This window comes from Brevibacillus sp. FSL K6-2834, assembly GCF_038592925.1.
GTDB classification, from domain to species: domain Bacteria; phylum Bacillota; class Bacilli; order Brevibacillales; family Brevibacillaceae; genus Brevibacillus; species Brevibacillus borstelensis.
Genome location: NZ_CP151945.1, coordinates 3,476,938 through 3,490,729 on the forward strand (window position 1 = coordinate 3,476,938; position 13,792 = coordinate 3,490,729).

Consider the following 13,792-nt stretch of genomic DNA (forward strand, 5'->3'; position numbering starts at 1 on the left):
ACAAACATACAATCACAGGAGGATGGAATATGACTGCGAACTGGACAGCATACTTCCGCGATCAGCTGCCAGACATCCTGGAGGAGCTTCGCCGTTATGTGGAAATGGAGTCGCCTACACACAACAAGGAGGCCGTAGATCGGGTAGGCGTATTCATTGCCGACCGTTTCCGGGCACTCGGCTGCCGGGTGGATACATATCCGCAACATGAGTACGGAGACCAGCTGCGCGTGGAATACGGTGAGGGCGAGGAGCAAATTCTTGTTCTCGGTCACTTCGATACGGTCAAAGAGATTGGCAGCTTGAGCCGCGAGCCGTGGCGGATCGAGGACGGCAAGGTTTACGGGCCGGGAACATACGATATGAAAGCGGGAATTGTCTTTTGCTACTACGCATTGCGGGCCATCATCGAGCAAAAGCTGCCCCTCTCCCGCAAGCTCGTTTTCTTCTGGAATACGGACGAAGAGACAGGCAGCCTGTCTTCAGAGGAGCTGATCAAGGAAGAGGCCAAACGGAGCCGGTGCGCGCTAGTAATCGAACCGGCAGCCGGTGACGGTTCCCTCAAGACAAGCCGAAAAGGCGGCGGAGAATTTTTGCTGAAGGTCAAGGGCCGGGCCGCACATGCTGGGAATGACCATGCCAAAGGAATCAATGCGATTGAAGAATTGGCCCATCACGTGCTGACGATTCAATCCTGGACGAATTACGAGGCTGGTACCACCCTTTCCGTCGGAACCATCCAAGGGGGCAGCGTGAGCAACGTCGTGCCGGATTATGCAGAAGCGGTCATTGATGTAAGGGTGTCTACAGCAGAGGAAGCGGTACGGATTACCCGCTTGATGCACCAGCTGCAGCCTGTCCTGCCTGGTGCCGAGCTGATCGTCGAAGGAGGCATCCCGAAACCGCCGATGGAGCGGACAGCCGGGACGGAACATTTGTTTTTCCATGCCCGCGAACAAGCGCGTTTGGAAGGCTTCGATTTGACGGAAACAGGCGTAGGGGGCACCAGCGACGGAAATTTTGCCGCTTCAGTCGGGACGCCCACACTCGATGGTCTGGGACCGAATGGCGATGGTGCCCACGCATCCCATGAGCACGTCGAAATCGACAGCATTCCACAAAAAATCGCTCTCCTGGCAAGATTGTTCACAACCTTGTAATTTTTCCTTTTTGTGCATATAATAGGACAAAAATATAGGAGTGTGACAACATGGAAACAGCAAAACCATTGCCAATTAACCCTGTCGGTTTTTGGCGACGCCTAGGTGCAAACTTGCTTGATGGAATTATTATTGGTGTTCCATTGATCCTTCTCACCTGGTTGATCACAGGAGGCTTGGAGGACAATCTCGTCTCCAATCTGATCTCTACCCTTTACTCCCTGCTGCTGCCAGTATTTTGGTATGGCTATACGGTTGGGAAGAAAATCGTCGGGGTTCGCATTGTGAAAGTAGACGGCAGCCCGGTCGGCATCGGCACGATGCTGCTTCGCCTGATTGTCGGCATGGGACTCGTATACGGTCTTACTTTTGGAATCGCGGCTATCGTCAGCGCCATCATGGTAGGCGTTCGCGAAGACAAACGCGCCATTCACGATTTGATTGCAGGTACGTATGTGACTTCGAACCAGCCATAATACTCATTATCATCAAGTATGCAAAAAGACCGGGAACTGATGTCCCGGTCTTTTTCATGCACTTTTTTACCCGCGAATCGCAGCAATTGCCGCTGCCCGGTCTGCTTGATTGAACACCGCGCTGCCTGCCACGAGGACTGTCGCCCCCGCTTCTTCGCACAGCCTGGCTGTCTCGGCGTTTACACCGCCGTCAATTTCGATCTCGACGTGCCCCAAACCGCGCTCGTCCAGCATGCGACGCAGCTCTCTGATTTTCGGCACGACGCTGTGGATGAACTTTTGACCGCCGAACCCGGGGTTGACCGTCATGAGCAGGACCATGTCCAGGTCACCCAGCATCGGTTCAATCGTCGTAATCGGTGTCGCCGGATTCAGGACTACGCCTGCTTTTACTCCCTGCTCCTTGATCAGATGGATCGTTCGGTGCAGGTGGCGGCAAGCCTCCTGGTGGACAGTGATCCAGTCTGCTCCGCTCTTGGCGAATTGAGGGATGTAGCGGTCTGGTTCTTCAATCATCAAGTGGACGTCCAGAGGCAGCTTCGTCACCGGACGAATCGCATCGACGATCAAAGGTCCAATCGTAATATTGGGAACAAAGTGTCCATCCATTACATCTACGTGAATCCAATCCGCGCCTCCGCGTTCAACATCGCGGATTTCCTCTCCCAGGCGGGCAAAGTCTGCGGACAAGATTGAGGGGGCGATTTTTACCATGGTTTGTTCCTCCGTTGGTATTCTTTCAGTTCTTCCCGAAACTGCTTGTAGTGCTCGTAGCGCTCCGGGTCGATTTTGCCTTCCTCCAAAGCGCTTTGGACGGCACAGGAGGGTTCGCTGACATGAAGGCAGCCGCGGAACTTGCACTCGCTGCTGAGAGCGGCAAAATCACGGAAGGCCTCAGCCAGATCGAGCTCGTCGATTCCGATGAATTCAAGCGAGCTGAATCCCGGCGTATCCGCTACATAACCGCCGCCTTCCAGCGGAATCAGTTCTACGTGGCGGGTTGTGTGGCGTCCCCTCCCCAGCTTTTGGCTGATATCGCCTGTCTGCAGACTCGTGCCAGGGAACAAGGCATTGATCAGGGACGATTTCCCCACACCGGACTGACCGGCAAAAACAGAGATACGATCACGAAGCACCTCCCGCACCGAATCAATCCCGCGCTCCTGCTTGGTCGAGGTCGGGATGACGCGGTAGCCGATCGCTTCGTACTTGCGAACGATCGCCTCCACATCGCTTTCCGAAGCCTTGTCTGCCTTGGAAAGTACGATCACGGAATCGATGCCTGCATTCTCCGTATGGACGAGAAACTTGTCCAGCAAAAAGGAGGTGAAAGCAGGCTCGACCATGGAAAAAACAAGGACTGCCTGATCCACGTTGGAGATGGGAGGACGAACCAGCTCACTAGTCCGTTCGCCCACTTCCATGACATATCCTTCCGTCTCGCTGGTCGGATCGTACACGACCCAATCCCCGACCAGCGGATTTACTTTGGCTCCTTTTTTCTTGAACAACCCTCGCGCCCGGCATTGGTAAACCCGGTTGCCGTCGTCCACATAGTAGAACCCGCTTAACGCTTTGACGATCCGTCCTTCTGGCATTCATGTCCCCCCAACTGCTTAGTACATAATACTGTCGTAACTGATTTCTTCGTTAGATAATTCCACACCGGCGCGGATGACCTTGATCGTTGCCTTTTTCTTCGGAGACAGGACAATGGGAACATCGAAGGTCCTGCTTTCCGTGATTTTCTCGTCTACGACAACCTGATTGTCTCCCCGGGCGTCACTGACAGTGATTTTCACCGGGATTTCTCCCTCACCCGGATACACTTCTACGTAAACCGGGGTGCTGGTGATCTTGGCATCTGCCGGGTATTGCCCGTTGCTGACTGTAACCGGGATGGCTGTGCCCTTCTCAACCTTCATCCCCGGATCGTACGGCAGGGTGTGAATCACTCTGTTGGGCTCGCCATACAGGTATGACGACTCTGCTTTGATCGCTGTTTCATCGATCAAAAGACCTTGCTTGAACAGCTCTATCCGCGCTTGCTCCAGCGTATACCCGCGAACATCGGGCATGGTTACCTGTGCCTTTCCTTTGCTCACTTCCACGAGGACTTCCGTCTTGCCGGGCACGACCTCCTGATCAGCCGGCGGGAATTGATTGATGACCTCACCGGCAGGGACGTCATCCGACTCTTTTTCCGTGAACGTCTTGTCGGTTATTTTGAATCCTTTTGACTTCAGTTCATTTTCTGCGACTGTCCGAACCTTCCCGACCAGATTCGGCATTTTGATCGCTTCTTGTCCAGTGCTGACATACAGCGTGACGACGGCATTTTCCTTCAGCTTCATCGGCGGTGACGGGTCCTGGCTGATGACCATCCCTTTCTCTACCGTATCACTGGCTTCCTCCACAACGTGGGGGACGAGCTTGGCCGCCCGGATCGCCTGTTCCGCAACCGTCCGTTCGCTCCCCTGGACGAGCGGCACGTCTACTTCCGGCACAGAAGGAAACAGCTCCATGACCAGATTAAAGCCCAGAAAGGCGAGAACGAAGAACAATCCGACCGCTCCCGTCCACAGGGCCGTTTTCATCCACCATGGGCGTTTGGCTTTCTCCTCTTCGGTCTCCTGGCGCGATGGCGTTCCTGTCCGCCCTTGTCCTTCCAGCATTTCCTGCGTAATGACGGGATAGGCTTTGGTCGCTTCATCGTCAACAGGGAACTGGATTTTTTCTTCATTCAGCCGCTCCGGCAACAGGCACGTTTCCAAATCATCCAGCATTTCGCGAGCCGATCCGTAACGCAAGGTCGGGTCCTTGACCAATGCCTTCAAAATGACGTTCTCCACGCTTTGCGGGATGGCTGGATTAACCTGACGCGGCTCCGGCAGAGGCTCCTGCAGGTGCTTCAGAGCGACAGAGATCGGCGACTCACCGGAAAAAGGCAGCTTGCCGGTCACCATTTCATACAGCACAATACCGAGCGAGTAGATGTCCGATTTTTCAGCCGTAATACCGCCACGCGCTTGTTCAGGCGAAAAGTAATGAACGGAACCGAGCACCGAATTTGTATGGGTGATTGTCGTTGAAGTAACGGCTCTCGCAATGCCGAAGTCCGTTACCTTGATACGGCCGTTTTTCCCGATCAAAATGTTGTGCGGCTTAATGTCGCGGTGAATAATCTGGTTGGCGTGCGCATGATCCAATGCATCACAGATTTCCGCTGCGATCTCCACGGCATCCTCAACCGGAATAGCCCCGTTGCGATTTATCAATTCTTTCAGCGTATACCCTTCCACGTATTCCATGACCATGTAATGGGTATCGCCATCCTGTCCCACATCGTAGACACCGACTACATTGGGATGAGACAGGCTTGCCACCGCCTGAGCTTCCCTGCGGAAACGGGTGACGAAATCTTCGTCCGTCCCAAATTGCGAACGGAGCACTTTCACAGCTACCGGTCGATTCAAAACCAAGTCTTTGGCCCTGTACACGATCGCCATCCCGCCTCCACCGACGCGGGCTTCAAGCTGGTAGCGTCCCCCCAGTCGCTGACCTTCCATCTCGCTCACCCCTCTTTCTGAACGGTGTCAACCTTTGCCTGATTGCGAACGGCCACCAACGTGATATTATCCTCGCCGCCTGCCTCCAGGGCCTGATGAACCAAACCGTCCACCTGATCCTGCAGGGACACCGGCTTTTTCAGCCAATCAATCAAAGATGCGGACTGCACCTTATTTGTCAAACCATCTGAGCACAGCAGAACGACATCGCCCTCCGACCACTCAAACTGGCCAAGGTCGATGCGGACATCAGGCTCCGTGCCAAGCGCTCGCATAATCACGTTGCGCTGCGGGTGAACAGATGCTTCCTGCGCAGTGATCTGACCGCTTTTCAACAGCTCGTGAACAAGCGTGTGATCCTCTGTCTTCTGCACCAGCTCTTCATTTTGAAAATGGTACAGACGGCTGTCCCCGATATGGGCGGTTACGACCCCTGTCGGCCCGAGCAAAGCGGCCACAACGGTCGTGCCCATGCCATTGCATTCCGGGTGCTCCTGCGCGTATCGATAGACTTCGTCGTTGGCGAGCAGAAGAGCGTTCATCAGCTTCTCCCGTTCGTCCTCCCGATCCAGTCCTGTATCCAGATGACGCAGTTCTTTTACTATTCGCTCAACGGCAAGGCGGCTGGCTACATCGCCAGCCTGATGCCCGCCCATTCCATCTGCTACGACTGCTAACACACGTCCGCTCACATCGGCTATGCACGCATAAAAATCCTCATTGACCTGGCGCACGCAGCCGACATGAGATTTCATTGCCATTTCCATGGAATCACCCCACGGTTTCTTTCGCATATTGGGCTCTTAACTGTCCGCAGGCAGCAGCAATATCGCTTCCCTGCTCGCGCCGGATCGTGACGTTGATGCCCCTGTCCTCCAGGATGTTTTTGAACTGGAAGATTTCATTTCGCGGAGTCCGTACGTAATCCCGCTCCGGCACATAGTTTACCGGAATCAGATTGACGTGGCACAGCATGTCACCGATCAGATCGGCCAACTCCTCGGCGTGTTCGGGCTGATCGTTTGTCCCGCCGAACAGGCCGTACTCAAAGCTGATGCGTCGTCCGGTCTTGGCGATATAGTAACGGCATGCCTCCAGCAGCTTCTCCAACGGGAAGCCGCGGTTGATCGGCATCAGCTTGGTCCGCAGCTCCGTATTCGGGGCGTGCAGCGAGATTGCCAGATTGACCTGTCCGCCGCGATCGGCAAACTCGTAAATTTTCGGTACGATTCCGCTTGTGGATACCGTAATATGGCGGGCCCCGATGTTCAGGCCGCGATTGTCGTTAATGATTCGCAGAAAGGCGATCAGGTTCTCGAAGTTTTCGAACGGCTCGCCAATCCCCATAACGACGACGTGGCTGACGCGTGCGCCCTCCTCATCGAGCTTTCGCTGCGCCATCAGCACCTGGGCGACGATCTCGCCGGCGTCCAGGTTGCGCTTCAATCCGCCCAGCGTGGATGCGCAGAACGTGCAGCCGATCCGGCAGCCCACCTGGGTCGTCACGCAGATACTGTTGCCGTAGCTGTGACGCATGATTACGGTCTCGATGGCGTGCCCGTCGACAAGCTTGAACAAAAACTTGACGGTTCCGTCCTGAGAGGTCTGGTGGGTGATCTCTTCCATCGCTTCGATCCGGAAAGTCTCGGACAGCTTTTGGCGAAGGTCTTTGGAGAGGTTGGTCATCTCTTCAAAGGAACGGACGCGCTTGACGTACAGCCAGTCAAAAATTTGCTGGGCACGAAACGCCTTGTCTCCGATTTCGACGAGCCATTCTTTCATCTCGTCCGGTGTCAAACTGTAAATGAGCGGCTTTTCGCTCGTATAGGAAGTCAGTGGCATTCTTCTTTTCACATCCTCAAGTCATTAGCTTGGTGCAAATCGTCATCTTATCATTGTACCCTGCATTGTCTGTCGCATCAAACAAGAAATCGGTGGCACAACGCAAAATGCATCGCTTCTCCTAGTGTAAACCATTCCATCCGAGTACAAACGGCAAGGGAGCGGCTTATCCGGAAAACGGCATGCCACCCCCTTGTTTGCTACGCTTTTCGTTTCAATCGGGCGATGAAAAAGCCGTCACTTTCAAAGTGGTGCGGCAATACTTGAACAAAGCCCTCAGTAGTGTCGATTTTATCGCGAACCGACGCTGGCAGGTCGTCTGCAAGCGTTCGATCAAGCTCAAAAGCCGGGTGATTTTTCACAAATCGCTGAACGATTAGCTGATTTTCCTCCGGTTCAATCGTACACGTGCTGTATACGAGCAAACCTCCCGGAGCCAGCAGCGCAGCTACGCTTTCCAGCAGCTTGTACTGAAGCTCCGCGATTGCTTTGACGTCATCCGGCGTCTTGTTCCACTTGAGATCCGGCTTTCTCCGAATCACGCCAAAGCCTGTACAAGGGGCATCCAGCAGGATTCGATCAAATGTACCCAGGTTTTTCTCGCCTAGATGCAAGGCGTCTGAAACAATCGGTTCGATAATGGTGATCCCCAGTCGCTTTGCATTTTGGGCAATCAGATCGCGCTTGTGGGGATGCACATCACTTGCGATGATTTCTCCGCGGTTCTGCATCAGCGCAGCGATATGGGTCGTTTTCCCTCCCGGCGCCGCACAGGCGTCAAGCACCCGCATGCCCGGATCGGCAGCGAGCGCAGGGGCCACAAGCATAGAGCTTTCGTCCTGAACAGTGAACAATCCCTGGCGGAACCATTCTGTCCCGGCTGCATGGCCGCCTTCCATGACAAGGCCGTCTGGACTGACGACGGAAGGCTCGACTGCTGAAAACTGCTCCCTCAGCTTGCCCAGCAGCTCATCTCTCGTGGACTTCAGTGTATTGACCCGAATGGAAGTGCGCGGCGGGCGGTTGTTGCTTTCGAGAATCCGCCTCGTCTCTTCTATTCCGTATTGCCCCGCCCATCTGCGCACAAGCCATTCCGGATGGGATTGTTCAATCGAAAGCCGTGCAGCGTCATCACCGCTGCCCAGCTTGTCCCACAGATCGGGACTGCGAAGAGCGTTGCGCAAAACGCCGTTTACCATTGAGGCGATGCCCTGATGTCCTCTCCGCTTGGCGATTTCTACCGCTTCATGGACGACCGCCCGATCGGGAATCCGGTCGAGAAAGCGAATCTGGTATAGACTGAGGCGAAGCAAATTCTTCACCCATGTCTGCACCTTCTTGCCCCGTATGAAACGATCCAGCGCCGTATCCAGCGTCAGTCGGCGCTGGATCGTGCCATACACCAGCTCCGTCACCAGCCCGGCATCGGGAGCGCGCAACTCCTCTCGGTTCAGGACGTGTTTAAGCTCCAAATTGCTGTAAGACTGATGTTCTTCCACCCGGTTCAAGACATCGAGGGCAATGTCACGCGCACCTTTTTTTGCCACTTGTCATTCTCCTACCTTTGTGCCGATTTCCAAGCTGCCGCCCGCTCCCCGCAAAAAGTCGAGAGCGCTCATCCGTTTTTTCCCTTCCGGCTGCAATTCGGTGAGCTTGACCGCCCCGCTGCCGCAAGCGATTACCAAGCCGTCCTGCTCGAGGGCGATGATCGTGCCCGGCTCGGCGCCTTGGCTGGTCGCAGAATGCTTTTCTACCCACCATATTTTCCAGTTTTTTCCTTGATACGTTGTAAAAGCAACTGGCCATGGGTTTAATCCTCTGACCTGGTTGTACACTTCCTCCGCTGTTTTGGTCCAGTCGACCTTCTCCTCGGACCGCTTGATCGTCGGAGCAAACGTCGCTTGCTCGTGATCCTGCGGCTCAGGCACGATTTCTCCGGCCAGAAGTCCCGGAAGTGTTTTCACCAGCAGCTTGGCGCCTTCTGCCGACAGCTTGTCAAACAGTGTGCCTGCTGTATCCCGCTCTTCGATGGGGACGGTGACTTTGGAGAGCATGTCGCCTGCGTCCAACGCTTCCACCATGTACATGATCGTTACGCCCGATTCCTTTTCCCCGGCGATGATCGCCTTGTGGATGGGAGCGCCGCCCCGGTATTTCGGGAGCAGCGACGCATGGACATTTATGCAGCCAAATCCCGGTGCTTCGAGCAATTGCTTGGGCAGGATTTGCCCGTATGCAGCCGTGACGATCAGATCAGGGCGAAGCGAAAGCACTTCCTCCAGCGCTTCCGGCGCTTTGATCTTCTCCGGCTGCAGCACGGGAATGCCATGCCGCAAAGCCGCCTCCTTCACCGGAGGCGGCGTCATCACTTGTTTGCGTCCGACAGGCCGATCAGGCTGGGTGACGGCCGCAACAACCGTATACCCGTCTGCGATCAGTGCCTCCAGGCAGGGAACGGCAAAGTCGGGCGTTCCCATAAAGAGTATGCGCACGTCTTTCAATTCGATTTATTCCCCTTCCTCGTCCGGATTTACCGTATAAACCCGGTCTGCCACGTCAATAAACAGAACGCCGTTCAGATGGTCAATCTCGTGCTGGGCACAACGGGACAGAAGGTCGTCCGCTTCCATTTCAAAGACATTGCCGTTGCGGTCTTGTCCGCGCAGCTTGATCCATTTGTGGCGGCGGACATCCCCGCGCAGTCCCGGGATGCTGAGGCAGCCTTCCGGATAGTCAAACTGCTCTCCTTTGTGGTCAATAATTTCCGGATTGACGACTTCGATCAGACCGTCGCCGCAGTCCATGACGATGACGCGTTTGGAAATGCCTACCTGCGGCGCCGCCAGGCCTACTCCGTCAGCATCGTACATCGTTTCCGCCATATCATCGAGCAGCTTGTGCAGGTTGGCGTTAAAATTTCTTACCTGGATTGCTTTTTCCCGCAGGATTGGATCTGGGTGTTTGACAATTGTGCGAATAGCCATTTGTTGTTTATCCTCCCTAAAGCAGTACGTACGGATCGACGTCAATCGTCATCAGTACCTTCTGCTGTTTGTTCCATTCTTCAAATGCGGATGTCGCCTGGGCCAAAAGGTCCGGCAGCCGCGATTCATCACGATATTTTAACATGATTTGGAACCGAAATCTATCTTTCACGCGTGCAATGGGCGAAGCGACAGGGCCCAGCAAAATCGTCGTCTCCGCCAACCGGGGACGTAGATAATCGGCGACCAGATGTGCTGCTTTGATGACGACCGGTACTTCCTCATGGGAAAACGTGATCAGCACGAGCCGGAAATACGGCGGATAGCCAGTGCGCCTGCGCTGCAGCATCTCTTCCCGATAAAAAGAAGGGTAGTCATGCCTTGTCGCGTGCATGATGCTGTAATGCTCCGGGGTATAGGTCTGAATCACCACATCCCCTTCCAATTCGTGGCGTCCGGCGCGTCCGCCTACCTGGGTAAGCAGCTGAAAGGTCTTCTCGGCGGCGCGAAAATCGGGTAAAAAGAGCGACGTATCAGCGGCAATGACGCCGACCAGTGTGACGCGGGGAAAATCAAGCCCTTTGGCAATCATTTGCGTACCGAGCAGCACATCTCCCTGACCGGTGCGAAACTTGCGGAGCAGCTCTTCATGCGCCCCTTTTCGCGAGGTGGTATCCACGTCCATGCGGATCACCCGGATCCCGGGAAACAGGCGAGCCAGCTCCTCCTCGACCTTTTGCGTTCCCGTTCCAAAAAAGCGGATATGCTCGCTCTGGCACTCCGGGCAGTGGCTCGGCTGCTTGATCGTATACCCGCAGTAGTGGCAGCGAGCCGTGTGATTGGTCCGATGGTAGGTAAGCGAAATATCGCAGTGGACACAACGAAGCGTATAGCCGCAGGAGCGGCACATGACGAATGTGGAAAAACCCCTGCGGTTCAAAAACAGCACCATCTGCTCCTGACGCGCAAGCCGCTCTCCGATCATCTCATGCAGCTGACGGCTGAACATCGAGCGGTTTTCGGAACGCAGCTCTTCTCTCATATCGACGACGTGAACGCGGGGAAGCGGGCGGTTTCCGACGCGGTCAGGCATCGAAAGCAGCGTATAGCGGCCCCGTTCGGCCAGCGCATAGGTCTCCAGGGCAGGTGTCGCGCTGCCCATGAGAAGAACGGCGTTGTTTTCCTTGGCCCGCCAGATAGCGACCTCCCTCGCATGATAGCGCGGTGTCTCCTCCTGCTTGTACGAGCTTTCATGCTCTTCGTCGATGACGATCAGCCCGACGTTTTGGAACGGGGCAAAAACAGCGGAGCGGGCCCCCACGACGACGCTTACCTCTTTGCGGATGATCTTGCGCCACTCGTCATACCGCTCTCCCTGGGACAGGGCGCTGTGCAGGACCGCTACCTCATTGCCGAATCGGGCCTTGAATTTCTCCACCATTTGCGGAGTCAGCGAGATTTCCGGCACCAGAAAAATCGCTTCCCGCCCTCTGGCCAACGTCTCTTCGATCGCTTCGAGATACACTTCTGTTTTGCCGCTTCCGGTCACTCCATGCAAAAGAAAGGCGCCGTACTCGTTTTTTTTGATCGACAGCTGCACGGCTTGCAGGACATGCTCCTGTTGGTCGGTAAAGACGGGCTTTTGGGCTGCCGCAAAACGCCTGTGCGCATACGGGTCTCTGTATACCTCCAGTTGTTCGATCGCGATCCAGCCTCGGCTCTCCAGGCTTTTCAATGGAGAGCGGGTAATCCCGAGCTCTTCCTGCAGCATTTTTACGGAGAAGGACTGGCCTTCCTGCTCGATCAACAGCTGAAGAACCCGCCGCATCTGCTCCGCCCGGGCCGGCAGGCTCTCGGCCGCTGCCGCAAGCTCCTCGCGAGTCAGCAAACTGCGGACAAACGATTGCTGTTTGCGGGTCACCCGATCGGTTACTTGATAGCCTGTGGAGAGAAGTCCGCTCGAAATCCACCCCGGCACGAGCATGGCTTCTTCGGGAAAGTGCTTTTCCACCTCGGCAAGCGGCAGCTGCTTTCGTCTGAACAGCTCCCACAGCAGCGGAGAGCGGCCGCACATCTCTTCCTCCAACTGGTCTGAGGCGAGCAGCCATTTCTCCGACTTCCCCTTCAATACCGCCGGAATCATCGCCTGCAAAGCAGTTACCCATGGACAAAGGTACTGCTTCGACATCCATTCCCCCAGTCTGATCAGCTCGTCTGAGAGCGGCGGCTGATCATCGAGAACCTGTTCGACGTCCCGCAGCTTGTCAGCTGCTCCCTGTTCGGCCGCTTCCTCCAAGCCGATGACATATCCCTGCAGCTTGCGGGGGCCAAATGGAACGATGACTCTGCTGCCCGTTTTCATCAGCGGCACGAGCCACTCAGGAACGCGGTAATCGAACGGCCGGTTCGTCCGGTTTACGGGAACATCTACAATGACACGGGCGATCATAGCTTTTCGGGCAGAGGCTGATGGTCCAGCTTGAGCAAGATCGCATCAAGCAATTTATCCGCTACTTCCCGCTTGCTCAATTTGTCCAGCGCCACCTGCTCTCCCTCCCTTGTCAACAGGGTGACGATATTGGTGTCGCTGCCCATTCCGGCGCCTTCCAGCGAGACATCGTTTGCTACAATCATATCCAAATTTTTTCTGTCCAGTTTCCCCTTTGCATGCTGCAGCACATCCTGCGTCTCTGCGGCAAAACCGACGACAAACTGCTTTTCCTTTCTCTGCCCTACCTCTTTGAGGATATCGGGTGCCTTGTCCAGCTCCAGGACGAGTGGCCCCTCTCCTTTTTTCATTTTATGCTCGTGCACCACTTTTGGCCGATAGTCGGAGACTGCGGCTGATTTGATGACAATGTCGCTGATCGGCAGTTCAGCCATGACCGCATCGTACATTTCCTGCACCGATTCTACCGGTACGAGCTTTACTCTGGCGGGCGGAGGCAAATGTGTCGGACCGCTGACCAAAACGACATCTGCTCCCCGTGCCTGAGCGGCTTCGGCGATCGCATAGCCCATTTTGCCCGAAGCATGATTGGTGATGTAGCGGACCGGATCGATCTTTTCTCGCGTCGGGCCGGCGGTTACGAGCACCCTTTTCCCTTTCAAATCCTGCTTTTCCCGTGTTTGCTCAGCAAAAAAGCGAATAACCGCTTCTACGATCTCCTCCGGCTCGGCCAGCCTGCCCTTCCCGACCCAACCACAGGCAAGCAGCCCTTCGCCCGGTTCGATGAAGCGATAGCCGAAATCGGTCAGTTTTTGCAGGTTTTGTGCAACTGCCGGATGATGATACATATTTACATTCATCGCAGGTGCCAGCATGACCGGCGCTTTCGTGGCGAGCACAGTGGTTGTCAGCATGTCGTCGGCGATCCCGTTGGCCATTTTTCCGATCACATTGGCTGTAGCCGGGGCGATCAGCACCAAATCCGCCTTGTCCGCCAGATCGATATGACTGATCACGCTTGGTTCCGGCTCCTCAAATATATCTGTATACACCGGCCCATGGGACAGCGCTTGAAAGGTGAGCGGCTGTACAAATTTTGCGGCGTTCTGGGTCATGATGACACGCACCAAAGCCCCAGCCTGGGTCAGCTTGCTGGTTAGCGCCGCAGCTTTGTAAGCGGCTATTCCCCCTGAAACACCCAATACGATTTGTTTGCCTGTCAAAGGAAGCATCCATATCTCTCCTCTCTAGGTGGGTATCTCCAGTCCGAAAAAAAACAACCTGCGCGAGGTTGTTTCGTAACGAGGTACGC

12 protein-coding genes are annotated in these 13,792 nt (G+C 55.3%); 2 read left to right on the forward strand and 10 right to left on the reverse strand.

Features of this window, described 5'->3' with window-relative positions:
• The first annotated feature begins 29 nt into the window (after positions 1-29).
• The gene (locus tag NST96_RS17235; RefSeq protein ID WP_342404260.1) at positions 30-1,160 is read left to right on the forward strand and encodes a M20 family metallopeptidase; all 1,131 of its coding nucleotides are present in this window, start codon (positions 30-32) and stop codon (positions 1,158-1,160) included.
• A gap of 50 nt (positions 1,161-1,210) precedes the next feature.
• A complete protein-coding gene (locus NST96_RS17240) occupies positions 1,211-1,636 on the forward strand; it encodes an RDD family protein (RefSeq protein ID WP_003386131.1) in 426 nt (141 codons plus the stop codon).
• 66 nt (positions 1,637-1,702) lie between these two features.
• On the opposite strand, the gene rpe is transcribed toward NST96_RS17240, so the two are convergent.
• The 10 genes from rpe to coaBC form a co-directional block, all read right to left on the reverse strand.
• Positions 1,703-2,350, reverse strand: coding sequence for a ribulose-phosphate 3-epimerase (gene rpe, locus NST96_RS17245; RefSeq protein ID WP_251237717.1), 648 nt, complete (start codon positions 2,348-2,350; stop codon positions 1,703-1,705).
• Positions 2,344-3,234: a ribosome small subunit-dependent GTPase A gene (gene rsgA / locus NST96_RS17250; RefSeq protein ID WP_340701407.1), complete on the reverse strand. Its 891-nt coding sequence runs from the start codon at positions 3,232-3,234 to the stop codon at positions 2,344-2,346. Before rsgA ends, rpe begins: the two co-directional genes overlap by 7 nt.
• Positions 3,235-3,252: 18 nt before the next feature.
• Positions 3,253-5,205, reverse strand: coding sequence for a Stk1 family PASTA domain-containing Ser/Thr kinase (gene pknB / locus NST96_RS17255; RefSeq protein ID WP_327986030.1), 1,953 nt, complete (start codon positions 5,203-5,205; stop codon positions 3,253-3,255).
• Between the two features lie 5 nt (positions 5,206-5,210).
• On the reverse strand, positions 5,211-5,972 hold the full coding sequence (locus NST96_RS17260; protein ID WP_024982915.1) for a Stp1/IreP family PP2C-type Ser/Thr phosphatase: 762 nt from the start codon (positions 5,970-5,972) through the stop codon (positions 5,211-5,213).
• Positions 5,973-5,976: 4 nt separating this feature from the next.
• Positions 5,977-7,047 carry a 23S rRNA (adenine(2503)-C(2))-methyltransferase RlmN gene (gene rlmN, locus NST96_RS17265; protein WP_024982916.1) on the reverse strand — a complete coding sequence of 357 codons (1,071 nt, stop codon included), beginning with the start codon at positions 7,045-7,047 and terminating at the stop codon, positions 5,977-5,979.
• A gap of 200 nt (positions 7,048-7,247) precedes the next feature.
• Positions 7,248-8,594, reverse strand: coding sequence for a 16S rRNA (cytosine(967)-C(5))-methyltransferase RsmB (gene rsmB / locus NST96_RS17270; protein ID WP_024982917.1), 1,347 nt, complete (start codon positions 8,592-8,594; stop codon positions 7,248-7,250).
• A gap of 3 nt (positions 8,595-8,597) precedes the next feature.
• A complete protein-coding gene (gene fmt / locus NST96_RS17275; RefSeq protein ID WP_172921162.1) occupies positions 8,598-9,524 on the reverse strand; it encodes a methionyl-tRNA formyltransferase in 927 nt (308 codons plus the stop codon).
• Positions 9,525-9,554: 30 nt separating this feature from the next.
• Positions 9,555-10,031 carry a peptide deformylase gene (gene def / locus NST96_RS17280; protein WP_003386140.1) on the reverse strand — a complete coding sequence of 159 codons (477 nt, stop codon included), beginning with the start codon at positions 10,029-10,031 and terminating at the stop codon, positions 9,555-9,557.
• A gap of 16 nt (positions 10,032-10,047) precedes the next feature.
• Positions 10,048-12,480, reverse strand: coding sequence for a primosomal protein N' (gene priA, locus NST96_RS17285; RefSeq protein WP_031932953.1), 2,433 nt, complete (start codon positions 12,478-12,480; stop codon positions 10,048-10,050).
• Complete coding sequence (gene coaBC / locus NST96_RS17290; RefSeq protein WP_003386144.1) at positions 12,477-13,712, reverse strand: bifunctional phosphopantothenoylcysteine decarboxylase/phosphopantothenate--cysteine ligase CoaBC; 1,236 nt, start codon at positions 13,710-13,712, stop codon at positions 12,477-12,479. Before coaBC ends, priA begins: the two co-directional genes overlap by 4 nt.
• Between the last annotated feature and the right edge of the window lie 80 nt (positions 13,713-13,792).